At 74.2% G+C, this 16,819-nt stretch carries 15 protein-coding genes; 11 read left to right on the forward strand and 4 right to left on the reverse strand.

Annotated features, from left to right (window positions below; translation table 11 throughout):
* Positions 1-27: 27 nt before the first annotated feature.
* The 7 genes from ND486_RS02030 (at position 28) to ND486_RS02060 (ending at position 7,063) form a co-directional block, all read left to right on the forward strand.
* Entirely contained in the window at positions 28-750 is a 723-nt protein-coding gene (locus ND486_RS02030; protein WP_251782480.1) for a GntR family transcriptional regulator, read from the forward strand.
* Complete coding sequence (locus tag ND486_RS02035; RefSeq protein WP_251782481.1) at positions 747-1,727, forward strand: BadF/BadG/BcrA/BcrD ATPase family protein; 981 nt, start codon at positions 747-749, stop codon at positions 1,725-1,727. The genes ND486_RS02030 and ND486_RS02035 overlap by 4 nt, the downstream gene beginning before the upstream one ends.
* Positions 1,724-2,653, forward strand: coding sequence for an N-acetylmuramic acid 6-phosphate etherase (locus ND486_RS02040; protein WP_251782482.1), 930 nt, complete (start codon positions 1,724-1,726; stop codon positions 2,651-2,653). The genes ND486_RS02035 and ND486_RS02040 overlap by 4 nt, the downstream gene beginning before the upstream one ends.
* The gene (locus ND486_RS02045) at positions 2,650-3,819 is read left to right on the forward strand and encodes an anhydro-N-acetylmuramic acid kinase (RefSeq protein ID WP_251782484.1); all 1,170 of its coding nucleotides are present in this window, start codon (positions 2,650-2,652) and stop codon (positions 3,817-3,819) included. The genes ND486_RS02040 and ND486_RS02045 overlap by 4 nt, the downstream gene beginning before the upstream one ends.
* A 66-nt stretch (positions 3,820-3,885) precedes the next feature.
* Positions 3,886-5,376: a sodium:solute symporter gene (locus tag ND486_RS02050; protein WP_251782986.1), complete on the forward strand. Its 1,491-nt coding sequence runs from the start codon at positions 3,886-3,888 to the stop codon at positions 5,374-5,376.
* A gap of 31 nt (positions 5,377-5,407) precedes the next feature.
* Entirely contained in the window at positions 5,408-6,646 is a 1,239-nt protein-coding gene (mshC, locus tag ND486_RS02055; protein ID WP_062395167.1) for a cysteine--1-D-myo-inosityl 2-amino-2-deoxy-alpha-D-glucopyranoside ligase, read from the forward strand.
* Between the two features lie 57 nt (positions 6,647-6,703).
* Positions 6,704-7,063, forward strand: coding sequence for a DUF2237 family protein (locus ND486_RS02060; protein WP_251782485.1), 360 nt, complete (start codon positions 6,704-6,706; stop codon positions 7,061-7,063).
* A 3-nt stretch (positions 7,064-7,066) separates the two neighbouring features.
* Here the strand turns inward: ND486_RS02060 and ND486_RS02065 are convergent, their stop codons facing one another.
* Together ND486_RS02065 and ND486_RS02070 are read right to left on the reverse strand one after the other, a co-directional pair.
* On the reverse strand, positions 7,067-8,194 hold the full coding sequence (locus ND486_RS02065; RefSeq protein ID WP_251782486.1) for an MFS transporter: 1,128 nt from the start codon (positions 8,192-8,194) through the stop codon (positions 7,067-7,069).
* A gap of 13 nt (positions 8,195-8,207) precedes the next feature.
* Entirely contained in the window at positions 8,208-9,098 is an 891-nt protein-coding gene (locus ND486_RS02070) for a PAC2 family protein (protein ID WP_062395159.1), read from the reverse strand.
* 99 nt (positions 9,099-9,197) lie between these two features.
* Between ND486_RS02070 and metH the strand changes: the two genes are divergently transcribed.
* From metH to hisG, 4 genes are all read left to right on the forward strand, one after another.
* On the forward strand, positions 9,198-12,893 hold the full coding sequence (metH, locus tag ND486_RS02075; RefSeq protein ID WP_308215789.1) for a methionine synthase: 3,696 nt from the start codon (positions 9,198-9,200) through the stop codon (positions 12,891-12,893).
* On the forward strand, positions 12,886-13,584 hold the full coding sequence (locus ND486_RS02080; protein ID WP_251782487.1) for an HAD family phosphatase: 699 nt from the start codon (positions 12,886-12,888) through the stop codon (positions 13,582-13,584). The genes metH and ND486_RS02080 overlap by 8 nt, the downstream gene beginning before the upstream one ends.
* A gap of 165 nt (positions 13,585-13,749) precedes the next feature.
* Positions 13,750-14,013, forward strand: coding sequence for a phosphoribosyl-ATP diphosphatase (locus ND486_RS02085; RefSeq protein WP_062395155.1), 264 nt, complete (start codon positions 13,750-13,752; stop codon positions 14,011-14,013).
* A gap of 53 nt (positions 14,014-14,066) precedes the next feature.
* On the forward strand, positions 14,067-14,957 hold the full coding sequence (hisG, locus tag ND486_RS02090) for an ATP phosphoribosyltransferase (RefSeq protein WP_062395153.1): 891 nt from the start codon (positions 14,067-14,069) through the stop codon (positions 14,955-14,957).
* 104 nt (positions 14,958-15,061) lie between these two features.
* On the opposite strand, the gene ND486_RS02095 is transcribed toward hisG, so the two are convergent.
* A complete protein-coding gene (locus ND486_RS02095; RefSeq protein ID WP_374231365.1) occupies positions 15,062-15,904 on the reverse strand; it encodes a thioesterase family protein in 843 nt (280 codons plus the stop codon).
* Between the two features lie 7 nt (positions 15,905-15,911).
* Positions 15,912-16,799, reverse strand: a complete 888-nt coding sequence (locus tag ND486_RS02100) for a PD-(D/E)XK nuclease family protein (RefSeq protein ID WP_251782488.1) — start codon at positions 16,797-16,799, stop codon at positions 15,912-15,914.
* Between the last annotated feature and the right edge of the window lie 20 nt (positions 16,800-16,819).

Genomic DNA, 16,819 nt, shown 5'->3' on the forward strand with positions numbered 1-16,819 from the left:
TGGTCCAGCTTCGGACCAGGAGGGTCGATGAAGTACCGCCGGTTGCACGACGAGCTGCGTGAGCGCGTCGACGCGATGGCGGCGGGGGAGCCCCTGCCGCCCGAGCGCGAGCTCGCCCGGGAGGTCGGGGTGTCGCGCACCACCCTGCGCCGGGCCGTGGACGAGCTCGTCGCGGCCGGGCGGCTGCGCCGCCGGCAGGGCGCCGGGGTGTTCGCCGTCGGCCCGCGGATCGGGCAGGCGCTCACCGCGACCTCGTTCTCCGCCGACATGCGGGACCGGGGGATGGAGCCGGTCACCCGGATCGTGGAGTTCGAGACCGGCGTCGCGGGCCCGCGTCTGGGCCGCCGCCTGGAGCTCTCCCCGGATGCCCCGGTGGTCCGTGCGCTGCGGCTGCGCCTGGCCGACGGCGAGCCGATGGCCCTGGAGACACTGCACGTACCGGGCGACCTCGTGCCCGGCCTGGACGAGGCCACGCTGGCCGGCGCGTCGTACTACGAGCTGCTCGCCGGATACGGCCACGCCGTCGCGGGCGGCCGGCAGTCGATCGAGCCGACCGTCACCGACGCCGCGGAGTCCGCGCTGCTCGCGGTGCCGGTGCACAGCCCCGCCCTGCTGTTCGAGCGCACCACCCGTGACGAGGGCGGCCGCGTGCTGGAGTTCGTCCGCGCCGTCTACCGCGGGGACCGCTACCGGATCGAGACCGAGATCGCGCCGGTGTCCGTGCCGGTCCCGGCCGGGGGAGACCGATGACCCGCCTGCTGCTGCTGGACCTGGGCAAGACCGGCTGCCGGGCCGCACTGGCCGAGCCGGGCGGTGCCGTCGTCGCCCGGGCCGAGGGGCCCGGCTCGGGCGGGCTCGCCGACCGCGACGGCGTCGCGCGCGCCCTGGCCGCCGTCGACGCCGTGCTGGGGACGCTGGCCGCCGCGGACCGGGCGGGCGAGCGGCGTCCGGTCGCCGTCGCCGCGGGACTGGCCGGGCTGGCGAGCGCGCCCGGGCAGGGCGCCGCGTTCGCCGCCGGGCTGCACGACCGGCTCGGCGCGGACCTGCGGGTGTTGCTGACCAGCGACATGACGACCTGGCACGCCGGCGCCCTGGGCGGCGCCCCGGGGGTCGTGCTGGCGGCCGGCACCGGGACCGTCGCGCTCGCCGTCGGCCCGGACGGTGCCGTCTCCCGTGTCGACGGCTGGGGTCCGCTGCTCGGCGACGACGGCAGCGGCCACGCACTGGGCCGCGCCGGTCTGGCCGCCGCGCTGCGCGCCCACGACGGCCGTCCCGGCGGGTCGCCGCGCCTGCTGGACCACGCCCGCGACCGCTACGGCGACCCGGACCGCCTGCCGGCGCTGGTGCACGGCGCGGACAACCCGGCCCGCGCGGTCGCCGCCTTCGCGCGTGACGTGGTCGCCGCGGCCGCCGACGGACTGCCCGAGGCCCTCGCGCTGGTCGCCCGCGCCGCCGACGACCTCGCCACCACCGCCGCGGCCGCCTGCGACCGGCTGGGACCCGCCGGCGGTCCGGCCGGGGGCCCCGACCGACCGGTGGCCTGCGGCGGTGGCCTGCTCGCCGCCGGTGCCGTCCTGACCGACCCGCTGGACGCAGCGCTCGCCGCCCGCCGACTGACCCGCACCGCACCGCTCGGCGACGCCCTCGACGGCGCCCGCCTGCTCCTGGAGGACCCGACCGTGCCCCACCACGCCCTGCTCGTCCCGCTGCCCGTGGTCGTCCCGTGACCGTGCCCGGCCGCCCGACCGAGGAGCTGGGTGCCCTGGACACCGAGCGGTCCCGCCCCGACCTCGCGGACCTGGACCAGTGGTCCACCCGGCGGATCGTCGACCTCATCACCGCCGAGGACGCCGTCGTCGTCGCCGCGGTCCGGGCCGAGGCACCGCGGATCGCCGCCGTCGCCGAGCTCGCCGTGGAGCGGCTCGCCCGCGGCGGTCGCCTGGTCTACGGCGGCGCCGGCACCGCGGGGCGGCTCGCCGTGCTCGACGCGACCGAGCTGGCGCCCACCTACGGCGTCGGCGAGGACCGGGTCGTCGCGCTGCTCGCCGGCGGGCCCGGTGCGATGACCGAGGCGGTCGAGGGCGCGGAGGACGACACGGCCGCCGCCCGCGCCGATCTGGCCGCGCTGTGCCCCGGCCCGGACGACGTCGTCGTCGCGATCACCGCTTCGGGCCGCACCCCCTACGCCCGCGCGCTGCTGGAGGCCGCCGGGGCGGCCGGGGCGGCCACGGCCTGCGTCGTGAACAACCCCGGCGGGCCGGTGGCCGAGCTCGCCGACGTCGCCATCACCCTGCGCACCGGTCCGGAGATCGTCGCGGGCTCGACCCGGATGAAGGCCGGGACCAGCCAGAAGATGACCCTGACCGCGCTGTCGACCGCGGTGATGGTCCGGCTGGGCAAGGTGCACGGCAACCTCATGGTCGACGTCGCCGCCACCAACCTGAAGCTGCGGGTACGGGCGGAGCGGATCGTCGGCGAGGCCACCGGTGCCGCCCCGGACGCCGTGCGGGCCGCGCTCGACGACGCCGGCGGGCATGCCAAGACCGCGATCGTCGCGCTGCTCGCCGGCGTCGACGCCGGCGGCGCGGGCGCGCTGCTCGCCGCCGCGGACGGCCGGGTGGCGGCCGCCGTCGCCGCCGGGGTGGCACGGTGATCGTCGTCGGGCTCTCGTCGGGGACCTCGGTCGACGGCATCGACGTCGCCGCCGCCGAACTGACCCTCGACGGCGGTGAGGTCGTGCTGCGGACGCTGGGGCACACCGAGGTCGCGTTCGACCCCGGCCTGCGCGCCGCCGTCCTCGACGCCCTGCCGCCCGCCCCCACCACCCTGGAGTCGGTCACCCGCATCGACACCGGCCTGGGCCGGGCCTTCGCCGACGCGGCCCGCACGGGGGTGGAGCTGGCCGGGGGCCGCGCCGACCTCGTCGCCTCGCACGGGCAGACCCTGTTCCACTGGGTCGAGGACGGTCGCGTGCGCGGCACCCTGCAGCTCGGCCAGCCGGCGTGGATCGCCGAAGCCACCGGGCTGCCGGTCGTGTCGGACCTGCGCGCCCGCGACGTCGCCGCAGGCGGGCAGGGCGCGCCGCTGGCCTGCGTCCTGGACGTCCTGCTGCTGCGCGGTCGCACCGCCCCCGGTACCGCGGCGGCCGCGCTCAACCTCGGCGGGATCGCCAACGTCACCGTCGTGCCCGCCGACGGCGACCCGGTCGCCTTCGACACCGGACCCGCCAACGCCCTGCTCGACGCGGCGGTGCGCGCCGCCACCGGTGAGCACGCCGACACCGGGGGCGTCCGGGCCACCCGCGGTGTCGTCGACGAGGCGGCGCTGACGCGGCTGCTGGCCGAGCCGTACTACGCGGCACCCGCGCCCAAGAGCACCGGCAAGGAGCTGTTCGACGCCCACCACGTCGCCCGCGTGCTGGGCGCCGGGCACCCGTTGCTCGACCGCCTCGACGACCTGCTCGCCACCCTGGTCGAGCTCACCGCCGTCACCGTCGCCGACGCGCTGGCCCCGTACGCACCGGGCGAGGTCCTCGTGTCCGGCGGCGGTGCCCGCAACCCGGCGCTGATCGCGGCGCTGGGCCGCAGGCTGCCCGTCCCGCCGGTCGGGGTCGGCGCGGCCGGTCTCCCGCCGGACGGCAAGGAGGCTCTGCTGTTCGCACTGCTGGGCATGCTCACCTGGCACGGCGTGCCGGCGACCCTGCCGTCCTGCACCGGGGCGCGCCGCGCCACTCCCGCCGGCCACATCACACCCGGCGACGGCCCACTCCGCCTGCCCGAACCGGCGCCGCCGCCGTCGCGGCTGCGCGTCGTCGTCTGACCCGACCCACCCACCCCCACCCCGGCCGGCAGTGCCGCCGGCCGGAACACCCCGGGAGCCGCCGTGCTGCGCACCCTCGACCTGATCGTCATCGTCGCCTACCTGGTGGTCTCACTGGGCATCGGACTGTGGATGTCCGGACGGCAGCGGTCGAACGAGGACTACTTCCTCGGCGGCCGCGAGATGCCGTGGTGGGCCATCTCGCTGTCGGTCGTCGCGACCGAGACCTCGGCGCTGACGGTGATCAGCGTGCCCACCGTCGCCTACCTCGGATCGCTGACCTACCTGCAGCTGGCGCTGGGCTACCTGCTCGGCCGGATCGTCGTCGCGTTCGTGCTGCTGCCGCGCTACGCCGCGGGCCGGCTCACGACCGCCTACGGCTTCCTGGGGCAGCGGTTCGGCCGGGGTATGCAGGGCACCGCCTCGGTGGCGTTCCTGCTGACCCGCCTGCTCGCCGACGGCGTGCGGATGTTCGCCGCCGCCATCCCGGTCAAGGTCATCCTCGCCGGGCTCGGCATCGACGTGTCGTTCTTCTGGATCATCGTCGTGCTGTCGCTGGTGACCGTGGCCTACACCTACGTCGGCGGGATCAAGGCGGTCGTGTGGACCGACGTCATGCAGATGGGGCTCTACCTCGCCGGCGGGATCGTGGCGCTGGCCGTCATCGGCCCGCAGCTGCCGCCCGGCTTCTGGGCCGACGCCGCCGCCGCGGGCAAGACCCAGCTGCTGGACTTCACCTCCAGCCCGGTCTCGGCGCCCTACGCGTTCGTGACCGCCGTCGTCGGCGGTGCGCTGCTGTCGATGGCCAGCCACGGCGTCGACCAGATCATCGTGCAGCGCCTGCTGTCCTGCCGCTCGGTGCGCGACGGGCAGAAGGCGCTGATCTTCTCCGCGGTCGTCGTCGGCGTGCAGTTCGCGCTGTTCCTGGTGGTCGGCCTGTTCCTGTGGGGCTACTACCGCGGCCGCAGCCCGCAGGAGATGGGCCTGCAGACCGGCGACGAGATCTTCCCGCGCTTCATCGTCGAGGGCCTGCCCGCCGGGGTGTCGGGGCTGCTGCTCGCCGGCATCCTCGCGGCGGCGATGTCCACGCTGAGCTCGTCGCTGTCGGCCCTGTCGTCCTCGACGGTCGTGGACCTGGTGCAGACCGTGTCCGGCCGGGAGCTCACCGGCGCGCAGGGCATGCGCCTGTCGCGGTTCACCACCCTGGTCTGGGGCCTGGTGTTCATCGTGTTCGCGAACCTGTTCACCTCCACCGACAACCCGGTCGTCGAGCTCGGCCTGTCCGTCGCCGGGATCACCTACGGCGGCCTGCTCGGCGCCTTCGCCCTCGGGCTGTTCGTGCGCCGCGCCCGCCAGACCGACGCGATCATCGGGTTCGCCGTCGCGGTCGCGGTGATGGCCGCGCTGTTCCTGCTCGCGCCGAAGCTGGTCGGGTTCACCTGGTACACCGCGATCGGGCTGGTCATCACCGTGGTGCTCGGCCTGCTGCTCTCGCTGCGGCACCCGGCCGCGCCCGCACCGGAATCTGCGACGGACGCCGCGCGTTCGCATGCGTGACCGCTTCCGAGAGCTAGGTAGGTTTGACCGCATGGAGACCTGGGCCCCGACCGACGTCCCGGCACTGGAGGGCAGCGGCCCGCCGCTGCGCCTGCACGACACCGCCACCGGCCGGGTCCGGCCCACGGCGCCGGGCCCGGTCGCGACGATGTACGTCTGCGGGATCACCCCCTACGACGCGACCCACCTCGGCCACGCCGCCACCTACCTGACGTTCGACCTGGTCAACCGCTACTGGCGCGACCTCGGCCACGACGTGCACTACGTCCAGAACGTCACCGACATCGACGAGCCGCTGCTGGAGCGCGCCGAGCGCGACCAGGACGACTGGGTCGTGCTGGGCCTGCGCGAGACCGCCCTGTTCCGTGAGGACATGGAGGCGCTGCGGGTCCTGCCGCCCCGTCAGTTCGTCGGTGCAGTCGAGGCGATCCCCGAGATCGCCGAGCTGGTCGAGAAGCTCGTCGCCGCCGGCGCGGCCTACCGGATCGACGACCCGGAGTACCCCGACGTCTACCACGACGTGACCGCCACCGGGCACTTCGGCTACGAGTCGAACTACGACCTCGACACCATGCTGAGGTTCTCCGCCGAGCGCGGCGGCGACCCGGACCGGCCGGGCAAGCGCAACCGGCTCGACCCGCTGCTGTGGCGCACCGCGCGCCCCGGCGAGCCCGCCTGGGACTCCGGCCTCGGCCGCGGACGCCCCGGCTGGCACGTGGAGTGCGCCGCGATCGGCCTGAACCGGCTGGGCCCGCAGATCGACCTCAACGGCGGCGGCTCGGACCTGATCTTCCCGCACCACGAGTGCGGCGCCCTGCACACCGAGTCCCTCACCGGTGAGCACCCGTTCGCCCGGCACTACGTGCACACCGGCATGATCGGCCTCGACGGCGAGAAGATGTCGAAGTCCAAGGGCAACCTGGTCTTCGTCTCCAAGCTGCGCAACGCCCGCGTCGACCCGAACGTCATCCGGGTCGCCCTGCTCGACGGGCACTACCGCACCGACCGGTCCTGGACCGACGAGGTGCACGCGAAGGGCGACCGGCGGGTGACCCGCTGGCGCGAGGCCGTCGGCCTCGACGCCGGGCCGGACGCGGCCGAGCTGGTCGCGAAGCTGCGGACCCACCTCGCCGACGACCTCGACACCCCCGGTGCGCTCGCCGCCGTCGACGCCTGGGCCGAGGAGGCGCTCACCCGCCGCGGCACCGACACCACGGCCCCGCAGCAGGTGCGCACCGCCCTGGACGCGCTGCTCGGCGTGACCCTGTAGCCGGTCCGGTACCCGTCCCGACCGGCGGGGCGGGCGCCCGGCCGGGACACTCCGGGGATGGCCCTCAACGTGCTGGGCGGTGAGCTGGAGACCTGCGGGACCGATCCGCTCACCGGCTTCTACCGCAACGGATGCTGCGACACCGGGGGCGAGGACGCGGGCGTGCACACCGTCTGCGCCCGCGTCACCGCCGAGTTCCTCGACTTCTCCCGCGAGCAGGGCAACGACCTGACGACCCCGAACCCGCGGTTCGGGTTCCCCGGCCTGGTGCCGGGGGACCGGTGGTGCCTGTGCGCGAGCCGCTGGGCCGAGGCGCTGCGCGAGGGCGTCGCACCGCCGGTGGTGCTCGAGGCGACGCACGCCCGCACCCTCGAGTGGGTCGACCTCGACGACCTGCGGGCGCACGCCCACGGGTGAGACTCAGGCGCGGCGCGTCCGGTCGACCGCGAGGACGGCCGGCACGCCCGCCGCGAGCAGAGCCGCGGGTGCGAAGAACGCCACCAGCGGGTCCGCGTGGTAGACCGGCGTCAGCGCCACCGGTGACGCGGCCGTCCCGGCGAAGCGCACCGCCTGCACCACCGACACCGCCCCGCCCCCGCCCCCTCCGGCCGGGCCGAGGACCAGTGCGTTCACCCCGACCAGGATCAGCTGGCTGCACACACCGCCCAGCGCCCACAGCGCGACGACGACGCCCAGCACCGGCACCAGTCCGATCAGGGCGACGAGTAGGCCGCCCCCGACGGCCCCGGTCAGCACGCAGCGGCGCGGGCCGAGCCGGTCCACCGCGCCGCCGATGAGACGCGCGGTGAGGATTCCGGCCACCCCCAGCGCGGTCAGCACCAGCCCGCGCGGCCCCGCACCCAGGCCGAACTGCTCCTCCAGGCGCAGGGCGAGCAGGAAGTTCAGCCCGGCCAGACAGCCCCAGCCGATCGCCGCGACCAGCCCGAGCCGCAGCACCGGACCGGTCCACGCCGAGCGCAGCCGGGGGCGGGCGTCGCCGGTGGCGCGGGCCGAGCCGCCGGGGATCCCGACCACGCCGAGCAGCAGCGCGACGCCGGCCGCACCCCAGAAGGCCCACCGCCAGTCCACCTCGGCGCCCAGCCCGCCCGCCAGCGGCGCCGAGGTCTGCCCGGCCGCCTGCAGCGACCCGAACCAGCCCAGCGCCCGGCCCAGCCGGTCCGGCTCCACCGCGGCGGCCAGCGCCGCCAGCAGCACCGGAGTGGTGAACGCGTTCGCGACACCCTGCAGCGCCCGCCCGGCCAGGAAGACCGGCCAGGACACCGCCAGCACGCAGGCCAGCGAGGCGACGACGTAGAGCGCGTACCCGGCGACGACGGTGCGCCCCCGTCCCCACCGGTCGCCGAGGGTGCCCGAGACGAGCATGACCCCGGCGAACGGCAGCAGGTACGCGGTGATCGACACCGACGCCGTCGCCGTCGGGACGCCGAAGTCGGCGCCCAGCTCCGGCAGCATCGCCGCGGTCAGGCCACCGCCGAAGGGCCCGAGGAAGGCGCCCAGGAACAGCGCCGCCCGGCGCAGCGCCACCACGAGCCGCGGCCCGTCAGGAGTTGGGGCCGCGGCGGCGCAGGTAGCGCTCGAAGTCCGCCGCGATGGAGTCACCGGAGGTCTCGCGCAGCTCGGTGCGGGCCTCCTCGTCGTCGGACTCCGAGGCCTGCTCCTCCAGCTGCCGCACGTACTCGCGGACCTCGTCGTCGGCGTCGGCCATCTCCGAGACGGTCCGCTCCCACTCCTCGGCCTTCTCCGGCAGCACACCGAGCGGCACCTCGACGTCGAGAGACTCCTCGATCCGGTGCAGCAGCGCGACCGCGGCCTTCGGGACCTGGGCCTGCGAGACGTAGTGCGGCACCTCGGCCCAGTAGGAGACGGCCGGGATGCCGGCCTGCACGCAGGCCTGCTGGAAGACCGCGACGATCCCGGTCGGGCCCTCGTAGTTCGACGGCTCGGTGCCCATCGCCTTCTGCGACTCCGCGTCCCACGAGGTGCCGTTCACCGGCGTCGGACGGGTGTGCGGGACCTCGGTGAGCAGGGCTCCCAATGTGATGACCTTCGTCACGCCGAGACGCTCCGCGTGGCCCACCAGCTCCGCGCAGAACGTCTTCCAGCGCAGGTTCGGCTCGATCCCGTTCACCAGGACGACATGCCGGTCGGTACCCGGCAGCGTCGCCCACGACAGCCGCGTGGTCTGCCACTCGATCCGCCGGGTGACGCCGTCGGAGAGCTTGACGTGCGGGCGCGTGACCTGGAAGTCGTAGTACTCCTCGGGGTCGATCGAGGTCAGAGGCTTCGCGTCCCAGCTGAGCTCGAGGTGCTCCAGCGCGGTGCTCGCGGCCTCACCGGCGTCGTTCCAGCCCTCGAACGCGGCGATGAGGACCGGGTCGACCAGGTGCGGAGTGCTGTCGCCGCCCGTGGTGCTCGGCTCTCGGTCGGTCATCGCCCCAGCCTACGACCCCGCGGGCGCACGGCCGGGTTCCCTCCCCGTCACCAGGTACCGTGGTTGATCGTGTCAGCTACGACGGGAGCGGATCACTCGGTGGGCATCTCTTCGGACGACCACAGCACGACCCGCCCGGTCGACCCCGAACGGGTCGAACGAGCGGCCCGGCGGACCGAGCAGCTGACGGAGCTGCTGGGCCGGCGCATCGGCGTCATCGACGGGGCGTGGGGCACCGTCATCCAGGGCCTCGGCCTCACCCCGGAGGACTACTCCGCGGACTGGCTGCACGGCCACCCCAAGGACACCAACGGTGACCCGGACCTGCTCAACCTCACCCGTCCGGACCTGATCCTCCAGGCGCACCGCAACTACTTCGACGCGGGCGCCGACCTGACGACCACCAACACCTTCACCGCGACCACGATCGGCCAGGCGGACTACGGCCTGGAGTCGAAGGTCGACGAGATGAACGTGGCCGCGGCGCGGCTGGCCCGCGAGGCCGCCGACGAGGCCGAGAAGGCCACCGGCGAGCCCAAGTGGGTGGCCGGCTCCATCGGTCCGCTGAACGTCACGCTGTCGCTGTCGCCGAAGGTCGACGACCCCGCCTACCGTGCGGTGTCCTACGAGCAGGTCTACGACTCCTACGCCCAGCAGATCGCCGCGCTGGACTCCGGCGGCGTCGACGTCCTGCTGATCGAGACCATCTTCGACACGCTGAACTCGAAGGCCGCGCTGCAGGCCGCGCACGACGTCGCCCCGCACCTGCCGGTGTGGATCTCGGTGACCATCGTCGACCGCTCCGGGCGCACCCTGTCCGGGCAGACCGTCGACGCGTTCTGGACCTCGGTGCGCCACGCCGCGCCGCTCGTCGTCGGGCTGAACTGCGCGCTGGGCGCCGACGAGATGCGCCCGCACGCCGTCGCGCTGGCCGAGATCAGCGACGCGTTCGTCGCCACCTACCCCAACGCGGGCCTGCCGAACGCCTTCGGCGGCTACGACGAGACCCCCGAGCAGACCGCGGACTTCCTCAAGGAGTTCGCCGAGTCCGGGCTGGTCAACATCGTCGGCGGCTGCTGCGGCACCGGCCCCGAGCACATCCGCCACATCGCCGACCGGGTCAAGGGGCTGCCGCCGCGGGTGCCGGCGCAGGCCCCGCAGCGCACCCGCTTCTCCGGCCTGGAGCGCTTCGAGATCGGCCCCGACACCGGGTTCGTGATGATCGGTGAGCGGACCAACGTCACCGGCTCCAAGCGGTTCCGCAGGCTCATCGAGTCGAAGGACTACAACGGCGCGCTCGACGTCGCGCTGGACATGGTCCGCGGCGGCGCGAACATGCTCGACGTCAACATGGACGCCGACCTGCTCGAGTCCGCCGACGAGATGCGCACCTTCCTCAACCTGCTGGCCACCGAGCCCGAGGTCGCCCGGCTGCCGATCATGATCGACAGCTCGCGGTGGTCGGTGATCGAGGCGGGCCTGCAGTGCGTGCAGGGCAAGGGCGTCGTCAACTCGATCAGCCTCAAGGAGGGCGAGGAGCCCTTCCTGGAGCAGGCCCGCAAGGTCAAGGCCTACGGCGCGGGCGTGGTGGTCATGGCCTTCGACGAGACCGGCCAGGCCGACACCGCCGACCGCAAGGTCGAGATCTGCGGCCGCGCCTACGACCTGCTCGTCGAGAAGGCCGGGCTCGACCCGCACGACATCATCTTCGACCCGAACATCCTCGCCATCGCCACCGGCATGGAGGAGCACAACGACTACGCGAAGGACTTCATCGAGGCCTGCCCACGGATCAAGGAGCGCTGCCCCGGCGCCCACATCTCCGGTGGTGTCTCGAACCTGTCCTTCGCCTTCCGCGGCAACAACGTCGTCCGCGAGGCCATGGACTCGGCCTTCCTGTTCCACGCCATCAAGGCCGGCCTGGACATGGGGATCGTCAACGCCGGTCAGCTCGCGGTCTACCAGGACATCCCGGCCGACCTGCTCGAGATGGTCGAGGACGTCCTGTTCAACCGCCGCCCCGACGCCACCGACCGGCTCGTGGAGAACGCCGACCGGTTCAAGGGCGAGGGCACCCAGCGCAAGGTCGACCTGTCCTGGCGGGAGGCCGACGTCCGCGCCCGCCTGTCGCACGCGCTCGTGCACGGCATCGTCGACTTCGTCGAGGCCGACACCGAGGAGGCCCGCGCGCAGGCCGCGCGGCCGCTCGACGTCATCGAGGGCCCGCTGATGGACGGCATGAAGGTCGTCGGCGACCTGTTCGGCGACGGCAAGATGTTCCTGCCCCAGGTCGTGAAGTCCGCCCGCGTGATGAAGCGCGCCGTCGCCTACCTCGAGCCCTTCATGGAGAAGGAGAAGGAGGAGGCCAAGGCCCGCGGCGAGATCGACGCCCGCGGCCACGGCAAGGTGGTCATGGCCACGGTCAAGGGCGACGTGCACGACATCGGGAAGAACATCGTCGGGGTCGTGCTGGGCTGCAACAGCTACGAGGTCATCGACCTCGGCGTGATGGTGCCCGCCCAGACCATCCTCGACACCGCCGTCGCCGAGGGCGCCGACGTCGTCGGGCTGTCCGGCCTGATCACCCCCTCGCTCGACGAGATGGTGAACGTGGCCACCGAGATGGAGCGGCGCGGCCTGAAGCTGCCGCTGCTCATCGGCGGGGCCACGACCTCCCGCCAGCACACCGCGGTGAAGATCGCCCAGCAGTACCAGGGCGACGTCCTGCACGTCCTGGACGCCTCCCGGGTCGTGGGGGTCGTGTCGGACCTGCTCGACGACGACCGCGCCGAGGCCCTGTCCCGGCGCAACGACGCCGACCAGCAGCGGCTGCGCGAGCAGCACGAGGGCCGGCAGGCCACGCCGCTGCTGCCCTTCGCCGACGCCGTCGCCAACCGCGAGAGCATCGACTTCGGCGAGCTGCCCGTCCCGGAGTTCACCGGGGTCCGCCCGTGCGAGCCCACGATCGCCGAGCTCCGCGAGCTGATCGACTGGCAGTTCCTGTTCCTGGCCTGGGAGCTGAAGGGCAAGTTCCCGCAGATCCTGAACTCGCCGGTCGCCAAGGAACTCTACGACGACGCCAACGCGATGCTCGACCAGATCATCGCCGAGGACCGGTTCACCGCCCGCGGCGTCTACGGTTTCTGGCCGGCCCGCGCCGAGGGCGAGGACATCGTGATCTCACCCGACGGCGGTGACGTGCGGCTGCCGATGCTGCGCCAGCAGACGGTCAAGCCGCAGGGGCGGGCCAACCGCAGCCTCGTCGACTACGTGGCGCCCGACGGGGACCACCTCGGCGCGTTCGCGGTGTCCATCCACGGCGCCGAGGACATGGCGGCCGAGTTCGAGACCGCGCTCGACGACTACAAGGCGATCATGGTGAAGGCGCTGGCCGACCGGCTCGCCGAGGCCTTCGCCGAGTACGCCCACCGGCAGGCCCGCCGCGAGTGGTTCGAGCCCGACGCGAACCAGGCCGTGGAGGACCTGCACGCCGAGCGGTTCCGGGGCATCCGGCCCGCGTTCGGCTACCCGGCCTGCCCGGACCACACGCTCAAGCGGCCGCTGTTCGACCTGCTGGGCGCCGAGGAGACCGGCGTGGGGCTCACCGAGTCCTTCGCCATGACCCCGGCGGCCGCGGTCAGCGGCATGATGTTCGCCCACCCGGAGTCGCGGTACTTCACCGTCGGCCGGATCGGGCCCGACCAGGTCGCCGACTACGCTGGCCGGCTCGGTGTGGACGTCGCCGTCGTCGAGAAGTGGCTGCGCCCGAACCTGGGGTACACCCCCGATGCCTGAGCCGACGACCCGGCCCGCGGGCGTGCTGCTGGACATGGACGGCACCCTGATCGACTCGGAGAAGGTGTGGGAGGTCGCCCTCAACGACCTCATGAAGCACCTCGGCGCCCCGGAGCTGAGCCTCGCGGCCCGCCTGGAGTCCGTCGGCGGCTCGCTCGACTCGTCGCTGCGGATCTGCTTCCGGGAGGCCGGGCGCGACCCCGGCACGATCCCCGCCGACGAGTACCGCGAGACCGGCGAGTGGCTCTACGACCGCGCCGGGGAGCTGTTCTCCCACGGCGTGCCGTGGCGGCCCGGTGCCCGGGAGCTGCTCGGTGCCCTGCGCGAGGCGGGCATCCCCGCCGTGCTCGTCACCAACACCATCCGGGTGCTGGTGGAGCGGGCGCTGGACACCCTGGGCCGGGAGCACTTCACCGCCGTCGTGCCCGGCGACGAGGTGCGCGAGCCCAAGCCGCAGCCCGAGCCCTACCGGCGCGGCGCCGAGCTGCTCGGGGTCGAACCGGGCGACTGCGTCGCGGTGGAGGACTCGCCGACGGGTGCGCTGTCGGCCGAGCGGGCCGGCTGCGCGGTCCTGGTGGTGCCCTGCGAGCTCGAGGTACCGGCCGGTCCGCGCCGGGTGCTGCGCGAGACCCTCGCCGGGATCGGGCCGGCCGAGCTCGGGGCGGTCCTCGCGGAGGTCCGGGCCCGCTGAACGGCGCAGGCACCGGCGTGAGCGGGCCGTTCGCGGCGACGAGCGGCACCCCGACCTGGTCTTGCTCACTCCGGGTGAACCATCCGGCGCGGTCCGTTGCCCACACGGCTTACCGCCCCGGATGCGCCCGGCGTGCGGCGTGGGTCACCGTTCACACTGGTACCCGTGAAGACATTCGACGACTTGTTCGCCGAGCTGCAGGCCAAGGCCCAGGAGCGGCCGGCCGGTTCGGGGACCGTCGCCGCGCTGGACGCCGGGGTGCACGCCCAGGGCAAGAAGGTGCTCGAGGAGGCCGGTGAGGTCTGGATCGCCGCCGAGTACCAGGGCGACGACGAGCTGGCGGAGGAGATCTCGCAGCTGCTGTACCGGCTGCAGGTGATCATGCTCCAGCGGGGGCTCACCCTCGAGGACGTGTACAAGCATCTGTAGGTCGACCCGACCCACCGACACCACCACCGACGACGACCGTCAGGAGAGCGGAAATGCTCCGCGTGGCACTGCCGAACAAGGGCACCCTGGCCGAGCCCGCCGCGACGATGATGCGCGAGGCGGGGTACCGCCAGCGGACCGACTCGCGCGACCTCAGCGTGGTCGACGACGAGAACGAGATCGAGTTCTTCTACCTGCGGCCCAAGGACATCGCGACCTACGTCGGCAAGGGTGACCTGCATCTGGGCGTCACCGGCTTCGACCTCATGGAGGAGTCGGGCAGCCAGACCCAGGAGATCATCCCGCTCGGATTCGGCAGGTCGCGGTTCCACTTCGCGGCCCCGGCCGACGCCGACTGGAAGATCGAGGACCTCGACGGCCGCAAGATCGCGACGTCCTACCCCCGCCTGGTCCGCTCGTACCTGTCCGGCAAGCGGATCGGCGCGGAGATCGTGAAGCTCGACGGCGCGGTGGAGATCTCCATCCAGCTGGGTCTGGCCGACGCGATCGCCGACGTCGTGTCCTCCGGGCGCACGCTGCGCCAGCACGGTCTGCAGATCATCGGCGAGGCCATCGCCACCTCGCAGGCCACGCTCATCGAGCGGGAGAAGCGGCACGACCGCGCCGAGGACGCCGAGACCACCCGGCTGAAGAAGGTCTTCGCCGACCGGCTGCAGGGCGTCGTCGTGGCCCGCGAGTACCTGATGATGGACTTCGACTGCCCGGAGGGGCTGCTGGAGGCCGTGGAGAAGGTCGCGCCGGGTCTGCAGGCGCCGACGGTCTCGCCGCTGTCGAAGAAGGGCTGGGTCGCGGTCCGCACGATGGTGCGCACCAAGGACACGAACCGCGTGATGGACAAGCTCGCCGACATCGGCGCCACCGCGATCCTCACCTCGGAGATCCGGTCCTGCCGCGCGATGACGGTCAACGGCCACGGCCACTGAGCCCACCCCGTCCGACGTCCGTTCCCCCCACGGCGGCCCGCCCCCGGTGACTCCGGTGGCGGGCCGCCGTCGTGCGGCCCGGGGCGGTGCCGGCGGCGGTACGGCTAGCGGGCCCGGACGGTCAGGGCCTGGGCGATCCGGCCGGTGTGCCCGTCGTCGTCGAACAGGGTGGCCGAGCAGGTGCCCAGCCCGTCCGGCCCGACGACGGTCGCGGCGTCGACGCCCATCCACTCGCCGGCCGGGGCCCGGTGCAGGTGCACCGTCAGCTCGGTGTTGACGAACAGCCAGCGCGTCACGTCCAGCGGTGCGGCGAGCCCGTTCGCACAGTCCGCGGCGACCATCAGCCGCTGCGCCGGGCTCGGCTCCTCGCCCTCGACGAGCGGGACCCGCATCCGGATCCAGCCGCGCCCCGGGCCCTCGTCGCCGAGGCGGCCCCCGTCGAGCCAGGCCCACTCGATCGCGTCGAGGAACCCGGGCAGCCAGCCGTCCGGCCGCTCGGTGCGCACGACGGCGGCGTCCCGCCCGGGCAGCGCGACGGCCTGCCCCTGCGCGACGACGGCGGTGTCGGACGCGGCGAGCCGCCAGGCCCGGGCCCGGAGCACGTCCCGGTCACCGGCGCGCATCGTCGCCGACAGCAGCTCGATCGTCCGCCCGGGCCGTTCGACGCCCGCGGTGACCGTGACCGGCCCGGCGGGCACCGCCCCGAGCACCTCGACCGTGACGCGGGCGATCCGCCACCCGGCCCCGCCGCCGGGGCGGGACTCGGGCAGCCGTTCCAGGGCGCGGACCAGCAGCGCCGAGGGCGGGCCCATGTGCTGGGCGTCGGCGAACCAGGGGCCGGTCGTCGACGGCGTGGCCTCGAAGGCGGCGCGGGTGACGCCGTCGGCGGTCTGCTCGCCGCGGGGCAGGTAGAACGGGCCGGGCGGGATCGGGGGCGGTGCGCTCACCCGTCGATCATGCCGCGCCGCCCGGCCAGCCGGGGTAGGGCGGGGGAGTGCCGCCCCAGGCGGGGCAGTGGGCCTTGTGGTCGCAGGTGCGGCAGGCCGGGCCGGTGCGGGGCCGGAAGTCCCCGGTGGGGGCGGCGAGCCGGATGGCGGTCCACACCGCCTCGAGCAGGCGCCCGAAGCGGGTGAGCTCCTCGGCGTCGGGCCGGTAGGTCAGGGCGGTGCCGTCGGCCAGGTAGAGCAGGCGCAGCTCGTCGGGGACGCGGCCGTGGGTCAGCAGGACGGCCAGTGCGTAGAACTTGAGCTGGAACAGCACGCCGGACTCGTAGCCCTCGCCGGGCGTCGCGCCGGTCTTGTAGTCGACCACCCGCAGCCCGTCGGGACCGTCGTCGAGCCGGTCCAGGATGCCGCGCAGCGGCACCGGCGCCGTGCCGCTGGCACCGGGCAGGGCCGCCTCGATGCGGGTCTCCACCGCCGTCGCGGTGACGCCGGCCGGGTCCTCCAGCGCGAAGTAGCGGTCGAGCAGCGCCGACGCCGAGTCCAGCCAGAGCGCGAGCTGCGGGTCCTCCGGGCCGCTGAACAGCGCCGCCGCGGCGGGCTCCGCGGCTGCGAGGTCGTCCCAGCAGGGGCCGAGCAGCTCCCGCGCGGCCTGCGGGGTCCGGTCGGCCGGGTCCCGGGCGAACAGCCGCTCCAGTACCGCGTGCACCAGTGTCCCGCGGACCTGGGCCTGCGACGGCGGCTCCGGGAGCCGGTCGACCGCACGGAACCGGTAGAGCAGGGGGCAGCGGCGGAAGTCCGCCGCACGCGACGGGGACAGGGCGGGGGGACGCGGTGCGGTGGCGGCCGGGGACGCACCGGGCCCGGCCGCGTGGGCGGACGGGGGCTCCTCGACGGTCACGACGGGCAGGCTAGCCGTGC

The sequence above is a fragment of the Pseudonocardia sp. DR1-2 genome, assembly GCF_023717215.1.
GTDB classification, from domain to species: Bacteria; Actinomycetota; Actinomycetes; order Mycobacteriales; family Pseudonocardiaceae; genus Pseudonocardia; species Pseudonocardia alni.